This is a genomic window from Burkholderia sp. AcTa6-5 (genome assembly GCF_017815075.1).
In the GTDB taxonomy this organism is placed as follows: domain Bacteria; phylum Pseudomonadota; class Gammaproteobacteria; order Burkholderiales; family Burkholderiaceae; genus Burkholderia; species Burkholderia sola.
Genome location: NZ_JAGIQE010000005.1, coordinates 15045 through 29721 on the forward strand (window position 1 = coordinate 15045; position 14677 = coordinate 29721).

Genomic DNA, 14677 nt, shown 5'->3' on the forward strand with positions numbered 1-14677 from the left:
TGTCGGCGTCAGTAGCTGGAGCGATACGGCGTGCCCTGGTCGAAGCGGCTTTGCCAGTGCGTGAGGTAGCGTGACGCGAGTTGCGGGTTGTTCCAGACCACGACGACGTTCTCGGAATTGCGGCTGGCCGCCGACGCACTGTAGTTGAACGAACCCGTTTCGACGTGCTCGGCGTCGATCACGAGGTACTTGTCGTGATGGATCGCATAGGCATCGATCGTGCGCGTCGGGATGCCGGCGTTGACGAGCAGGTTCAATGCCTGCTTGCTGCTCTTCGCGCGATTGCCCTTGTCGTCGACGACCACCGCGACGTTGACGCCGCGGCGCTTGGCGGCAAGCAGCGCGCGCGCGACGGGCGGCGACGTAAACGAGTACGCGGCGACCCGGATCGAGCTGCGCGCCGCCCCGATCGCTTTCAGCACGAGCGCCTCGGCGCCGCCGTCGGGCGAGAATGCCGATTCGACGACCTGGGTCGCGGGGGCTTCGTGAGTGGGGGCCGGCAGCCATCGCGACACGAGGTCGATCGCTTGCTGGAGCAGCGATTCGCTTTGCGTCTTGCCGAAGGCGGCGAAGGGTGTGGCGAGCAGGGAAGCGGCGAGACAGGCGGCGGCGAGGCGATTGCGCGACAACATCTTGGACAGCGAATAATTTCGAGACAGCGGGCCGTGAGTGTAACGCACGCATGCCGGCCGGGTCACGCGCGGATGCGAAACGAGGGCGTGCGCAGTGATCGGCAGGGGTGGACAGGGTGACGCAAAGTTGCGTTATGCAGCCGGTGCGGGCGAGCGGGCGATCAACGCACAGCGATAGTGCCGGCGATGGCAGGCGATTGCGTTTGCCGTTGCGGCGCACCGGCGTGCGAACGATGCGTGCGCCGGCGGGCGGACTGCGACTCGATGCGGCCTGTGGCCCAAGCGTATGTCTAGCAGGCGCGTCGGAACGACATCCGTGCGCGACGTATCGTCAATCCGTGGATGCGGACGCCTCGGTCCCGTCGGACGCGATCCATCCGGGCCCCGGCTCGGGCTGCACGTCGCGTGCGTCGAGCGGTTCGCCGCACGCCGAGCATACGGTGACCGCGTGCATCAGTTGCCCGCAGGCCCGGTGGCGTAATTGCACCGGCGGCCCCTGGCCGTCGTCCTTCCAGCGATCGCCCCACGCCATCAGCGCGAGCAGGGCCGGGTAGAGGTCGAGGCCCTTTTCCGTCAGCCGGTATTCGAAGCGCGGCGGGCGTTCCTGATACGCGCGCTTGACGAGCACGCCTTCGTCGACGAGCCGCGCGAGCCGTTCGGCCAGCACGTGGCGCGTCAGGCCAAGCTGGGCCTGGAACGCGTCGAAGCGGCGGCAGCCGAGGAATGCGTTGCGCAGGATCAGCATGGTCCAGCGGTCGCCGAGCACGGCGAGCGTGCGCGCGACCGAACAGTTCAGCGTGCCGATGTCATCCCATTTCATTGTCGAGTCTCGTGCCCGTTGCGGCAGTCTTGCGGCGGTTCAGCGAAATAGCGGGTTCGATTATAGAACCCGCCTTCGGTCGCAACGGGCGCAGCCGCGTTGACAACGGCCCGCCTCGTTGACAATAATGAGTTCCAATTTAGAACTTACTCGCGCGGCGACGCGCTTTCAACCCGGAGACAACCCGATGAACCCGCTTTCCCTGTCTGGCCTCGATCTGCTGCGTGCCGCCGCGTCCGGAGACGCGCCCCTTGCGTCGATTTCCGAGACGATTCCGATGCGCCCGCTCGACGTCGAGCTCGGTTACGTGAAGTTTTCGGCGCGCGCGGACGGCCGGCACCTGAACCCGCTGGGCGGCGTGCACGGCGGGTTCGCCGCGACGGTGCTCGATTCGGTCACCGGGTGCGCGGTACATTCGATGCTCGACGCGGGCGTCGGTTACGGCACCGTCGATCTGCACGTGAAGATGCTGCGGCCCGTGCCGCGCGACGTCGACCTGATCGCGGAAGGACGCGTGATTCACCTGTCGCGCTCGCTGGGCGTCGCGGAGGGCACGCTGAAGACGCCGGACGACAAGATCGTCGCGCATGCGTCGGCGACCTGCTTCATCCAGCGACCGCAGTGACGGAGCGCGGCCGCATCCGGGCGGGCGCGTGAACGCGCGGGGCAGCGCTGGAGGCCGCCTGTAAGCGTGCGCCGCGCCTGCCTGAAGCAGTTGCGTCAATGTGATAGCTTTCCTGCTTTCCACCGACGCGACAGGAACAGCATGGAATACCGCACACTCGGCGATTCGGGTCTCGAGGTCAGCCTGATCGGTCTCGGCACGATGACGTGGGGCGAGCAGAATTCGGAGCGCGACGCGCACGAGCAGATCGACTACGCGCTCGGGCAGGGCGTGACGCTGATCGACGCCGCGGAGATGTATCCGGTGCCGCCGAAGCCCGACACGCAGGGCCGCACCGAGCAATACATCGGCACCTGGATCGCGCAGCATCGCGCGCAGCGCGACCGTATCGTGCTCGCGACAAAGATCGCGGGGCCGGCGCGGCAGCCGCACAATCCGCGCCATATTCGCGGCGAGGGCAACCAGTTCGACCGCAAGAACCTGACCGAAGCGCTCGACGGCAGCCTCAAGCGCCTGCAGACCGACTATGTCGATCTCTACCAGTTGCACTGGCCCGATCGCAGTACGACCACGTTTGGCCGGCCCGCGTATCCGTGGGTCGACGACACATACACGGTGCCGATCGAGGAAACGCTCGGCGTGCTCGCGGAATTCGTGAAGGCCGGCAAGGTGCGCGCGATCGGCGTGTCGAACGAAACGCCGTGGGGTGTCGCGCAGTTCCTGCGCGCGGCCGAAAAGCTCGGGCTGCCGCGCATCGCGAGCATCCAGAATCCGTACAGCCTGCTGAACCGCACGTTCGAGAACGGGCTGTCGGAATTCACGCATCGCGACGGCGTCGGCCTGCTCGCGTATTCGCCGCTTGCGTTCGGCTGGCTGTCCGGCAAGTACGAGAACGGCGCGCGTCCGGCCGGTGCGCGCATCACGCTGTTCGAGCGTTTCCAGCGCTACAGCAAGCCGCAGGCCGTCGAGGCGACGTCGCGTTACGTCGCGCTCGCGCGGCGTCACGGGCTGTCGCCCGCGCAACTGGCGCTCGCGTTCGTCAACAGCCGCCCGTTCGTGCGCAGCAACCTGGTCGGCGCGACGTCGCTCGAGCAGTTGAAGGAGAACATCGGCAGCATCGACGTGGCGCTGTCCGACGAGATCCTCGCCGAGATCGACGCATTGCACGAACGGCAGCCGAACCCGGCGCCGTAAACGGCACGCGGCCCGCGCGGCAGCGATGCCGCGACGGGCCGAGTCGGGCGGTTGCGGCGGCGCCGCGCCGCGCCGTCGTTTCTCGCGTCAGCGCATCTTCAGCCGCGTGCGCGCGACGAACAACGCGGCGAGGCTCAGCAGCGCGCATCCCATCAGATAGAGCGCCGGCGACAGCCGGTTGCCGGTCGTGCTGATCAGCCAGGTGATGACGAACGGCGCGAAGCCGCCGAACAGCGTGACGCCGGTGTTGTAGCTGACCGCGAGCCCGGTGGCGCGTGTTTGCGACGGGAACAGTTCGGCCATCAGCGCCGGCAGCGCGCCGCAGTACATCGCCTTCAGCGCGCCGATCCAGATCAGTGCGGCGAGCATCGTCGCGAACGACGCATGGCGCGTGAGCCACGCGAACGTCGGCCACACGGTCAGCAGCATCAGCACGGCCGCGACCGCCATCATGCGGATCCGCCCAGTGCGGTCGGACAGATGGCCGACGACCGGCGTGACGAGCGTCAGCACGAAACCGGTCGCGAGCGTCGCCGCGAAGCCCGTCGATGCCGGCAGCCCGAGCTGCTTGATCGCGTAGGTCGGCATGTACAGGATCATGTAGTTGACCGCGGTCGAGATCACGAGCGCGCCGATCGACAGCAGCAGCCGCACCTTCTGGTCCGCGAACAGCTCGCGAACCGGCGCCTCGGAGCGCGCCTGCGTCTTGAACTCGACGCCTTCGTCGACGTAGCGGCGGATATACAGCCCGACCGGGCCGATCGCGAGCCCGAACAGGAACGGCACGCGCCAGCCCCAGCTTTCGAGTTGCGCGGAAGTCAGCGTGGCCGTCAGCAGCGCGCCGAAGCCCGACGCGAGCAACGTCGCGAGGCCCTGGCTCGCGAACTGCCAGCTCGACATGAAACCGCGCCGCTGCGGCGCGTGTTCGACGAGAAATGCGGTCGAACTCGCGAATTCGCCGCCCGCGGAAAAGCCCTGCATCAGCCGCGACAGCATGATCCCGAGCGGCGCGAGAATGCCGATCGACGTATAGGTCGGCATCAGCGCGATCAGCAGCGTGCCGGCCATCATCATCGCGATCGACAATAGCAGCGACGCCTTGCGGCCCGCGCGGTCGGCATACGCGCCGAGCACGAAGCCGCCGATCGGCCGGATCAGGTAGGACAGCCCGAACGTGCCGAGCGTCAGCATCAGCGACGTCGCTTCGCTCGTGGCGGGGAAGAACAGCTTGGCGATCGTCACCGCGAAGAAGCCGTAGACGATCAGGTCGAACCATTCGAGCGCGTTGCCGATCGACGCGGCGAAGATGATGCGGCGGATTTTCGCGGCGCTCGGGCGCGCGGCGTCCTGCGCGGTGAGGGTGGTCGTATTCATCGTGTGTGCAGATCCCGTGAAAGGGGCGAAGCGCGTTACAGGGCGGCGCCGGCCGCGGCGGATGCCGCGCGGCGAACGGGCGGCGCGTCGTCGCCGAGATCCCAGAAGAGGCCGGCCATCATCTGCAGCCCCTCGCTGACGACGCTCGCGAGCAGATGCTCGTCGGGCGCGTGCTGCGCGCACGCCGGGTAAGAGTGCGGCACCCACAGCGTCGGCAGCCCGAGCGTGTCGGCGAACACCTCGTTCGGCAGCGTGCCGCCGAGATTCGGCAGGATCGCGGGCTTCTTGCCGGTGGTGCGCGCGAGCGACGCGACGGCCCAGCGCACCCACGGATCGTCCGGCGGCACGCGCGTCGCCGGTGCGCCGCGCTCGACGTCGATCTCGATATCGGCGAAGCCGTGCGCATCGAGGTGCGCGCGCAGGTGCGCATGCAGTGCTTCCCAGTCGGTGCCGACGACGAAGCGCAACTGGCAGTGCGCATACGCGGCGGGCGGGATCGCGTTGACGGGATGCTCCGGATTGCCGGCCTTGAACGCGAGGATCTCGAACGTGTTCCAGCCGAACACGCGCTCGGCCGCGGACAGGCCGGGCTCGCCCCAGTCGGCGTCGAGCGCCGGGTCGCCGGGGCCGCCGCCGACGGAAAGATCAGCGAGCGCGTCGCGCACCGCGGCCGGGATCGGCGGCGGGCGCAGCCCCGCGACGCGAATCGCGCCGCGCGCGTCGACGAGGCTCGCGAGCGCATGCGCGAGCACGATTGCCGGATTGCGCAGCAGTCCGCCCCAGTTGCCGGAATGATGCGCACCGTCGCGGGCGCGCAGGCTCAGCTTGAAGTTGACCGCGCCGCGCGAGCCGAGGAAGACCGTCGGGCGCGCGGCGGCGATGCGCGGGCCGTCCGACGCGATCAGCACGTCGGCCGCGAGCGCGTCGCGCTCCTGGCGGCACAGCGCGTCGAGCCCCGGCGACCCGGTTTCCTCGCCCATCTCGATCAGCAGCTTCGCGTTGAAGCCGAGCCGGCCGCCGCGCGCATCGAGCACGCTCGCCAGCGCGGCGAGGTTGATCGTGTGCTGGCCCTTGTTGTCGGCGCTGCCGCGCCCATACCAGCGGTCGCCGTCGGCCGTCAGCGTCCACGGCGACAGCGGCGCGCGCCACTGCGCGTCGTAGCCGCGCACGACGTCGCCGTGGCCGTAGATCAGCACGGTCGGCAGCGCGTCGTCTTCGTGGCGCGACGCGAGCAGGAACGGGCCGCCGCCGTCGACCGGGTTGTCGACGATCCGCGACGTGAAACCGAGGCGGGCGGCCTCGGGCGCGATCTCGTCGGTCAGATAGGCGCGCAGCGCGGCGCCGCTGCCGCATTCCTGGCTTTCGGTGCGCAGGCCGACGCGGCGGCTCAGGGTCGTGAAGAACGCGCCGGATTCGAACTGGTTCAGCGCATGCTGGATGGCGGCGGTACGGCTCAAATCGTGTCTCCTCGGTCGGGTTCGCCGTGCGCGGGCCGCGCAGGCAACGTGAAGTGCGATCGATTCTAGAAAGCCGCTTTTTTTGTCACAATGATCGAATTTCGAACCTTTCTTTGCCGAAAAGGCAAAGCAGCGCGGCCGGACGCGGCGCGGAGACAGAACGATGGCGGCTTTCCTGCATGGCCTGGGGTTGCGGTATTTCGTCGAGGTGGCGCGTACCGGCTCGATCAGCGACGCGTCCGCGCGGCTCCACGTGGCCGTGTCGGCGATCAGTCGCCAGATCGCGAAGCTGGAGAGCGAGCTCGGCGCGCCGCTGTTCGAGCGGCGGCCGCGCGGGATGGCGTTGTCGGAGGCGGGGGAGCGGTTGCTGGCGTTCGCGCAGCGCAGCCTGCTGGAGGCCGAGCACGTGATGAAGGACATCGGCGGGCTCGACGCGCTGCACGGCAGCCTGCTGAAGATCGCGTGCTCGGAAGGGTTCGCGATCGATTTCCTGCCCGGCGTGCTCGCGAGCTTCAAGGCGCGCCACCCGGGCGTCGATTTCACCGTATGGGTCGTATCGCCGGCGGACGCGACCCGGCGCGTGCGCGACGGCGATGCGGACATCGCATTGACGTTCAGCCTCGCGCCGGAGAAAGGCGTGCGCGTCGACCACACCGAGCGCGCGCCGGTCTTTGCGCTGGTCCGGCACGATCACCCGCTCGCGGCGCGCGATGCGGTGTCGCTAGCCGATGTCGCGCGGCACGCGCACGTGCTGCCCGAGGCCGGCACGACGGTGCGCCAGTTGATCGACATCGCGTGCGCGCTCGACGGGCTGCTGCTCGAGCCCGAACTGACCAGTAACAACACTGCGGCGATGTACGGTTACGCGCGCCGCACGGGTGCGGTGATGTTCACGGGGCTGTTGTCGGTGCGCGATCGCGCCGATGCGGACGGCTTCGTCGTCGTGCCGGTGACGAACCCGCAACTGCGCGAACGCAGCATCCAGGTGCAGACGATGGCCGGGCGCGATCTGCCCGCGTCGGTGCGCGCGTTCCGCGACCATCTGATCGACGCGATGCAGGCCGCGTCGTCGTCGCCGACTGCCGCACGAGGCCCGGGACGCCGGCCCGTGAGATAATCGTCAATCCGCCTTCCGTGCCCATGCGGCTCCCCGAGCCGCATCGCCCCTGTTCGACGCCAAATTGAAGAACCTGATTGTCACCCTCGATCGCGCCGGCGAGTTCGACGAGATCATCGACGTGCGCACGCCGCTCGAGTTCGCCGAGGACCATATCCCCGGCGCGCTGAACGCGCCCGTGCTCAGCAACGAAGAGCGCGTGCTCGTCGGCACGATGTACCGGCAGGTGTCGCCGTACGAGGCGACGCGCGTCGGCGCGGCGATCGTCGCGCGCAACATCGCACGCCATCTCGACACGACGTTCGCCGACCGGCCGCGCAACTGGCGACCGCTGATCTACTGCTGGCGCGGCGGCAAGCGTTCGGGCTCGATGACGACCTGGTTCAACCTGATCGGCTGGAAGGCGCGCCAGCTCGACGGCGGCTACAAGGCATACCGCCGGTCGGTGTGCGCGACGCTCGACTCGCTGCCGACGCGCTTTCGCTACATCGCGCTCGTCGGCCATACGGGCTGCGGCAAGACACGCCTGCTGAACGCGCTGCGCGACGTGGGCGCGCAGACGCTCGATCTCGAAGCACTCGCGTGCCATCGCGGCTCCCTGCTCGGCGCGCTGCCGGGCAAGCCGCAGCCCACGCAAAAGGGGTTCGATTCCGGGCTCGTCGAGACGCTCGGGCGTTTCAACCCCCAATGGCCAGTATTCGTCGAGTCGGAAAGCCGCAGGATCGGGCTCGTGCAGTTGCCGATCGCGCTGATCGAAGCGTTTCACGCGGGGCCGTGGGTGCAGGTCGAAGCGGCGCACGACGAGCGAATCGCGTTCCTGCTCGACGATTACGCGCACCTGTTCGACGAACCGGACGCATTCAAGGCGCAGCTTCATCGGCTGATCGGCCTGCACAGCCGCGAAGAGGTGATGCGCTGGAAGGCGCTGATCGATGCCGGCGCGCGGGCCGATCTGTTCACCGAACTGATCGACAGGCATTACGATCCCGCCTATGCGCGCACTTACCGCGCGACGTACAACAAGCCGAACCGCGCGCTGACGTTCACGTTCCGGCCCAACGCGGACGACGTACGCGCTCAGGCGCGCACGCTGCTGGCCGAACTCGCGCAGGCCGGATTGCCCGCATCGGCCGCGCTTGCCGGCGGCACGACATCCGAAACCGACAAAAACCAATCGACGATCACCACACGATGACGACCACACGCACCCAACCGAACCCGGCCCTCGGCTGGATGACCTTCCTGCTGATCGCGGTCGCGGGACTGTTCTACGTAAAATGGTTCCCGTACTACAACAAGGCGTTCGTTGCCGCCGAGCACCATTCGATCGGCCAGTCGATCCTGATGGGCACGTCGGCGGCCGCACCCGAGCCGTCGCTGAAGGCGGCGCTCGACTACGCATGGGCATACGGCAAGGCGATCTGGCAGGCGATGGTGCTCGGCCTGCTGCTCGGCTCGGCCGTGCAGGCGCTGCTGCCCGCGCATTGGGTGGCGCGCGTGCTCGGCCGCACGGGCTTCGGCAGCGTCGCCGCGGGCGGGCTGCTGTCGCTGCCCGGGATGATGTGCACGTGCTGCGCGGCGCCGGTCGTCGCGGGCCTGCGTGCGCGCCATGCATCGCCGGGCGGCGCGGTCGCGTTCTGGCTCGGCAATACGGTGCTGAATCCGGCCGCACTGGTATTCATGGGCTTCGTGCTCGGCTGGCACTGGAGCGCGCTGCGCGTCGTGCTCGGCATCGCGATGGTGTTCGGGATCGGCTATCTGCTGAACCGCATCGCGCGCCCCGAAGACCGCGGCATCGACGATGCGCAGCTCGCCGCGCTGGCGGCCGAACAGGCCGCTGCCGGCAATCCGTTCGTCCGCTGGATGAAACTGCTCGCGCGCATGGCCGTGCGGCTCGTGCCCGAATACATCGTGCTCGTGCTGCTGCTCGGCGCCGCGCGCGCGTGGCTGTTTCCGCACATCGGCCCGGACATCGGCAATCATCTCGGCTGGATCGTCGCGTTCGCGGTCGCGGGCATGCTGTTCGTGATCCCGACGGCCGGCGAGGTGCCGATCATCCAGGCGATGCTGTCGCTCGGCATGGGCGTCGGTCCGGCCGCCGCGCTGCTGATGACGCTGCCGCCGATCAGCGTGCCGTCGCTCGCGATGCTCGCGCGTTCGTTCAAGCCCTACATGCTGGCGATCGTCGCGACGCTCGTCGTCGTATTCGGGATCGTGAGCGGCTTGCTCGCGATCGCGTTCGGGTTCTGACAACGCGGGCGACACGCCGGCCCGGCGCACGCGTCGCATTCGTATTCATCCGGCGCCGCCGCTTCACGCGTGCGGCGCCCTTTACAAGAAGCAAACAGGAAAACGCATGACCCAACCGAAGATCCATCCTCGACTCGAAAAGGCGCTGACGCGCGGCGATCTCGCGATCCGCCAGGCCAATTCCGCGCGGGCGACTGCCGTGTTGCACGCACTCGGCACGATGATCATCGAGGCATCCGCAACGATCGGCGTCGAGGCCAGCATCGACATTCCGCAAGGCGATCGCATCTACGATCCGGTCAACGGCCTGTGGCCGCAGAAGATGCTGGTGTCGTTCGACGGCCCGGTGAACGAAGCCGACAAGGAAGAACTGCGCACGGTCTATCTGGTGGCCGACGATCCGGGCACGCAGTTCCGCGTCGAATGGCATCGCGCGGACGGCAAGCTCGGCCGCCAGGAAGGCGGCCCGCTCGCGACCGTCGCGTTCCTGACCGACGTCGAAATTCCGTGGAGCGACGATGACGAGTAACGTCGTCGCATGAAGCCGGTGCCCGGCGCCTGGTGCCCGACGCCTGGTGCCCGACGCGCCGGCCGTCAGCGCATCATCCGCCGCCGGAACAGCCACGCGGACAGCAGGAACCCGCCGACTGCGTAGCCGGCGAGCACCACGACGTGCAACGCGATGTCGGTCGCCGGCCGACCGAGCATCGCAGGCCGGATCAGCTCGACCGCATTCGCGAGCGGCAGCGCCTGCGCCGCGTGCCGCGCGAGCGGCGGCAACTGCGTGATCGGGAAGAACACGCCCGACAGCAGCAGCATCGGCGTCAGCACGAGCGTCTGGTAGAACATGAAGAAATCGTAGGATGGCGCGAGCGCCGTGACGATCATCGCGAGGCTGGCGAACGCGAGGCCGGCCAGCGCGATCACGGGCAGCACCGCGAGCATCGACGGAAACGCCGCGTAGCCGAGCACGCCCGCGACGAGCATGATCGCGCTCCCCGACAGCATCGCCTTGCTGGCCGCCCAGACGATCTCGCCGAGCACGATGTCGCCGAGCGCGAGCGGCGTATGCATGATCGCTTCCCACGTGCGCTGCACGTGCATCCGCGAGAAACCCGAATACATCGATTCGAAGCTCGCGGACATCATCACGCTCGAGCCGACCGTGCCGGCCGCGAGGAACGCGATATACGACACGCCGTCGACATGGCCGAGCATCAGGCCGAGCCCGAAACCCAGCCCGAACAGATAGATCATCGGATCGGCGAGATTGCCGAACATCGACGCGAGCGCGAGCTTGCGCCACACGAGATAGTTGCGCCGCCAGACGGCGACCCAGTTGCTTGCGTTCGCCGGCATTGCGATCGCGAAGCGCGACGCGCGCGGCGGGGCCGATGGCGTGGTGGCGGAATAGTTGCGGACGTCCATGGTCGATCAGTCCTGCATCTCGCGGCCCGTGAGCCGCAGGAACACATCCTCCAGATTGGCCGGGCGATGCAGATAGCGCAACCCCGGGCGGCCCGTGAGGCGTGCGCTGACCGGTTCGGGGTCGGTCACGTAGCAGAACAGCGTCTCGCCGCTGATCTCGGTGTGCTTCGCGAATGCCGACAACTCGTCGCGCAGCGCGGCCGGATCCGGCCCGTAGATCTCGATCACGTCGCAGCCGATCTCCGATTCGATCAGTGCATGCGGCGCACCTTCGGCGATCTTGCGGCCTTCCTCGATCACGCACAGCCGATCGCACAGGCGCTCGGCTTCTTCCATGAAATGCGTGGTGATCAGGATCGTCTTGCCGCGCGCGAGCAGCGAGCGCAGCCGCTCCCACATCAGGTGGCGCGCCTGCGGATCGAGGCCCGTCGTCGGCTCGTCGAGCACCAGCACGTCGGGATCGTTGACGAGCGCGCGGGCGAGCGTGAGGCGGCGTTTCATGCCGCCCGACAGTTCGCCGACTTTTGCATCGGCCTTGTTTTCCAGCTTCGCGAATTCGAGCAGCGGCGGCACGAGCGCGCGTGCGGCCTGCGCGGACATCCCGAAATAGCGGCTGAACACGAGCAGGTTTTCACGGACGGTGAAGTCGGGGTCGAGGTTGTCGAACTGCGGGACGACCCCGACTCGCCGGCGTGCATGTCGCGCACGCGATGGAACTGGTTCGCCGCACAGCGCGATCGTGCCTGCGTCGGGATGCGCGAGGCCGAGCAGCATCTTCAGCGTCGTGGTCTTGCCGGCGCCATTCGGCCCGAGCAGACCATAGCATTCGCCGGCCTTCACGTTGAAGGACAGGCCATTGACGACGAGCTTGTCGCCATAGCGCTTTTCGACGTTGCGGAAATCGATTGGTGCGACGGACATGGGCGTGTTGTCGTTGTAAGCGGGTGCGTTCCGCTGTCCGGCCCGCGGCCCGTGTGCGAACGGATCGCGCGAAGGCGTGTCACATGGGCATGGCCGAAGCATACGACGCCGGCGCGAGCTGGCCCGCCGGACGTGGAACGGGGCCATTCTAGTGCATCGCTGCATCGCTTGAGGGCATGCGCGCACGGTGCGAGGCAAGCACGCACCGATCGTGCACTGCATCATCGCGCACGCGCCGAGCGGGGCGAATCAGCGTTTTCCATCCCTTGCGTCCTGAATTGCGGCGCACCATGATGAATGCGTAGGCTCGTTGTCGCGATAGGGAGGCTTCATGGCTAGCTACAACAAGATTTTGCTGTGTTACGACGGCACGCTCGAAGGGCGCAAGGCGCTGCGTTACGGCGCCAATCTCGCAATGGACCTGAAGGCCGAAACGCACTTGCTGTCGGTCGTGGACATGCGTTCGAGCATCGCGCAAAGCGCGGGTTTGCTGACCGACGTCGCATGCGGCCGCTTCGAGGAAACCGCGCGCGAAATCCTGCAGGAAGGCGTGAACTGGCTGCGCGAGCGCGGCGTCCAGGCCGAAGGCCATTTCGCATTCGGTTATCCGATCGACGAAATCGCGAATCTCGCGTCGGAGCTGAAGGTCGACCTCGTCGTCGTCGGCCACCGGTGCCGCAGCGGATTGTCGAGATGGTGGATGGGGTCGGGCAATACGCAACTGCTCGATCGTGTGAACTGCAGCATTCTGGTCGCGTGCTCGTCGGCGGAAGAGCAGAAGGCCGAAATCGCGCGCGAACGTGAAGCGGCCACGGCGAGCAGCCAATGACCTAAAGGCTGGATGACCCTGACAGCCCGACCGGCGATGCGGGCCGGTCAGGCGTCGCGCTGCATTGGCAGCGCGCGCACCGAGCGCGGCCTGTTATGCGTGCAGGTCGATTCCGGACAATTTCCACGAGAACAGCCCGAAGCGGTGGAAGATCGCCGCATAGCGCGTGCCGTCGGCGCTGCGCTGATATGTGACGACGAATTCATCGATATTCCGGTAGCCCGCGCTGGTTTGCTGCTGGCGCGGCGCTTGCGTTGCTTCGCTCGGGCTGGCTGGTGCGGCGGGCGCAGGTGCCGGCGACGATGCGGCCGAAGCGGCCGCGTTGCCGCCCGGTACCGCAGCACTTGCCGGCGCCGGATTGACGGGCGGTGCGGCAGGCGGGTTGCCGGACGCATTGCCTGCTGGCGGCTGATTCGACCACTCGGGCGGGCGCTCGCCGGGATTGCCGCGCGGCGGCAATCCGCTCATCAACGCGGCGACGCCTTCCGGGGTCGCGTACGCATCGACCAGCGGGCCGATCAGCGCCGACCCGATCAGCGCGCCAATCACCGCTAACGGATTGTTCTTCTTCACGGCGTCGATCCGGCGCATCAACTCTTCCGTGACCTGCTGCTTCAGGCTGATGCGCAGCGACGGAAAATCGACATACTCGCTGATCGCCTGCGCATCGCGCGCATCGATCGCCGATTTCAGGCGACCGAGCGCGACATACGGTGACGCGTACGCATAGCCGAGCGCCGCAATGAGGGCGACGACCAGCGCGACGATCAGCAGCGGCTTGATTCGCCAAGCGCGGCGCGACGATTCAGTCACGTTGCCTCCGGTGCGGGAAGGTTCCGCAATCAGAGACCGCCCGGCGTGGCCGATCGTTCCTCCGCGATGCAGCGATCGATCATCCGGCACACGGCATCGATCGTGCCCACCATGATCAGGCGCGAGCGGCCGTGATAGACGCGCACCGGCGCGCGGCGCGCGGGTTCCGCATGGTTAAGACCGGCGTTCAGCGACACCCGCGCGAACGCGGGGAGCGCTGACGGCAGCAGGGACGCCTGCCGTTCGACTGCGATTTCTTCTTGCACAGGCGCCGCCGCGGACAGCGGTGCGCAGGGCGTGCGGCCGCGCAGATGACGCAGGCGACCGAATTGACGGAAAGGCAGCAGGCGGGAAAGGCGTTCCATGATGTTCTCCTAGCGAGACGGAATGTCAGAGTTCGCCCGAGCGGATCAGCCCGACGGCGATGCCTTCCAGCGCGAAATCCGCGCTGCCGGCCTTGACGAAGATGTTTTCGTAATCCGGGTTCTCCGCGATCAGCTCGAGGCCGCCGGGCCGGCGCATCAGGCGCTTGACCGTGACGTCGTCGCCCAGACGCGCGACGATGATCTGGCCGTCCTTCGCTTCCGTGCGCTTCTGCACGGCGAGGAGGTCGCCGTCGAGAATGCCGGCGTCGCGCATCGACAGGCCGCGCACCTTCAGCAGATAGTCGGGCTTGCTGGTGAACAGCGCGGGATCGCACGCGTAGTGCTGCGAGATGTGCTCCTGCGCGAGGATCGGGCTACCGGCCGCGACGCGGCCGACGAGCGGCAGCGACAGTTGCATCAGGCCGGCGTGCGGCAGCGTGAACTGATGCGGGGCGTCGTCGAGGCCGAGCAGCCGGATGCCGCGCGACGCGCCGGCCGCCAGCTCGATCACGCCCTTGCGCGCCAGCGCGCGCAGGTGCTCCTCGGCGGCATTCGGCGAACTGAAGCCCAGCTCGGCCGCGATCTCGGCACGGGTGGGCGGGAATCCGGAGCGCTCGATCGCGCGACGGATCAAGTCGAACACTTGCTGCTGACGGGCGGTGAGTTTGGTCATGGCTGAACTGTATGGATAGACAGTGAGCTGTATTTTTATACAGTACTTGGGGAATTTCAAGTGTTACTTGAGGTTCGACGCGATCGCGCCGGTTCCGGCGTAATTTCGCGACGTCCTGACGCCGGTTTGTCCGCCGCAACCGTCCATCCCGTCTGCGTTAGCACTTTTGAGTATTAAAA

General features: G+C 67.6%; 16 protein-coding genes and 1 pseudogene. 8 read left to right on the forward strand and 9 right to left on the reverse strand.

Translation table 11 applies throughout. The annotated features are described in order from the left end of the window. Window positions 1-8: 8 nt before the first annotated feature. A complete protein-coding gene (locus tag J8I33_RS08780) occupies window positions 9-632 on the reverse strand; it encodes a phospholipase D family protein (RefSeq protein WP_027784365.1) in 624 nt (207 codons plus the stop codon). Between the two features lie 331 nt (window positions 633-963). Next, window positions 964-1452, reverse strand: coding sequence for a helix-turn-helix domain-containing protein (locus J8I33_RS08785; RefSeq protein WP_006476090.1), 489 nt, complete (start codon window positions 1450-1452; stop codon window positions 964-966). Between the two features lie 187 nt (window positions 1453-1639). On the opposite strand from J8I33_RS08785, the gene J8I33_RS08790 reads away from it, so the two are divergent. Next, the gene (locus J8I33_RS08790; RefSeq protein WP_050012568.1) at window positions 1640-2077 is read left to right on the forward strand and encodes a PaaI family thioesterase; all 438 of its coding nucleotides are present in this window, start codon (window positions 1640-1642) and stop codon (window positions 2075-2077) included. A gap of 141 nt (window positions 2078-2218) precedes the next feature. Continuing rightward, window positions 2219-3271 (forward strand): NADP(H)-dependent aldo-keto reductase, encoded by a 1053-nt coding sequence (locus J8I33_RS08795; protein ID WP_050012569.1) that lies wholly within the window; start codon window positions 2219-2221, stop codon window positions 3269-3271. Window positions 3272-3358: 87 nt separating this feature from the next. Here J8I33_RS08795 and J8I33_RS08800 read toward each other — a convergent pair whose 3' ends face one another. After that, window positions 3359-4645 (reverse strand): MFS transporter, encoded by a 1287-nt coding sequence (locus tag J8I33_RS08800; protein WP_209934656.1) that lies wholly within the window; start codon window positions 4643-4645, stop codon window positions 3359-3361. A 35-nt stretch (window positions 4646-4680) separates the two neighbouring features. Beyond that, the gene (locus tag J8I33_RS08805) at window positions 4681-6102 is read right to left on the reverse strand and encodes a M20 family metallopeptidase (protein ID WP_124556404.1); all 1422 of its coding nucleotides are present in this window, start codon (window positions 6100-6102) and stop codon (window positions 4681-4683) included. 163 nt (window positions 6103-6265) lie between these two features. On the opposite strand from J8I33_RS08805, the gene J8I33_RS08810 reads away from it, so the two are divergent. From J8I33_RS08810 to J8I33_RS08825, 4 genes are all read left to right on the forward strand, one after another. Beyond that, entirely contained in the window at window positions 6266-7219 is a 954-nt protein-coding gene (locus J8I33_RS08810) for a LysR substrate-binding domain-containing protein (RefSeq protein WP_050012572.1), read from the forward strand. Between the two features lie 64 nt (window positions 7220-7283). Then, complete coding sequence (gene mnmH, locus J8I33_RS08815; protein ID WP_209934659.1) at window positions 7284-8414, forward strand: tRNA 2-selenouridine(34) synthase MnmH; 1131 nt, start codon at window positions 7284-7286, stop codon at window positions 8412-8414. Next, complete coding sequence (locus tag J8I33_RS08820) at window positions 8411-9469, forward strand: permease (protein ID WP_124556406.1); 1059 nt, start codon at window positions 8411-8413, stop codon at window positions 9467-9469. Before mnmH ends, J8I33_RS08820 begins: the two co-directional genes overlap by 4 nt. Window positions 9470-9575: 106 nt before the next feature. Then, the gene (locus J8I33_RS08825; RefSeq protein ID WP_185625021.1) at window positions 9576-9998 is read left to right on the forward strand and encodes a hypothetical protein; all 423 of its coding nucleotides are present in this window, start codon (window positions 9576-9578) and stop codon (window positions 9996-9998) included. Between the two features lie 65 nt (window positions 9999-10063). Here the strand turns inward: J8I33_RS08825 and J8I33_RS08830 are convergent, their stop codons facing one another. Next, window positions 10064-10897 (reverse strand): ABC transporter permease, encoded by an 834-nt coding sequence (locus tag J8I33_RS08830; RefSeq protein WP_050012575.1) that lies wholly within the window; start codon window positions 10895-10897, stop codon window positions 10064-10066. Between the two features lie 6 nt (window positions 10898-10903). Further along, window positions 10904-11818 (reverse strand): nodulation factor ABC transporter ATP-binding protein NodI, encoded by a 915-nt coding sequence (gene nodI / locus J8I33_RS08835; protein ID WP_209925565.1) that lies wholly within the window; start codon window positions 11816-11818, stop codon window positions 10904-10906. Window positions 11819-12149: 331 nt separating this feature from the next. Here nodI and J8I33_RS08840 point away from each other — a divergent pair, with 331 nt between their 5' ends. Then, window positions 12150-12647, forward strand: coding sequence for a universal stress protein (locus J8I33_RS08840; RefSeq protein WP_089467374.1), 498 nt, complete (start codon window positions 12150-12152; stop codon window positions 12645-12647). Window positions 12648-12740: 93 nt separating this feature from the next. Here J8I33_RS08840 and J8I33_RS08845 read toward each other — a convergent pair whose 3' ends face one another. From J8I33_RS08845 to lexA, 3 genes are read right to left on the reverse strand one after another with little or no spacing between them, the layout of a single operon-like run. Beyond that, window positions 12741-13460, reverse strand: a complete 720-nt coding sequence (locus J8I33_RS08845) for a DUF2939 domain-containing protein (RefSeq protein WP_209925567.1) — start codon at window positions 13458-13460, stop codon at window positions 12741-12743. A 29-nt stretch (window positions 13461-13489) separates the two neighbouring features. Next, complete coding sequence (locus J8I33_RS08850; protein ID WP_069621440.1) at window positions 13490-13825, reverse strand: hypothetical protein; 336 nt, start codon at window positions 13823-13825, stop codon at window positions 13490-13492. A 25-nt stretch (window positions 13826-13850) separates the two neighbouring features. Then, a complete protein-coding gene (lexA, locus tag J8I33_RS08855; protein ID WP_050012580.1) occupies window positions 13851-14498 on the reverse strand; it encodes a transcriptional repressor LexA in 648 nt (215 codons plus the stop codon). Here lexA and J8I33_RS34845 point away from each other — a divergent pair. Next, a pseudogene (locus tag J8I33_RS34845) lies at window positions 14469-14585 on the forward strand (sodium:proton symporter); the annotation flags it as partial. The gene lexA and the pseudogene J8I33_RS34845 overlap by 30 nt on opposite strands. Window positions 14586-14677: the final 92 nt, after the last annotated feature.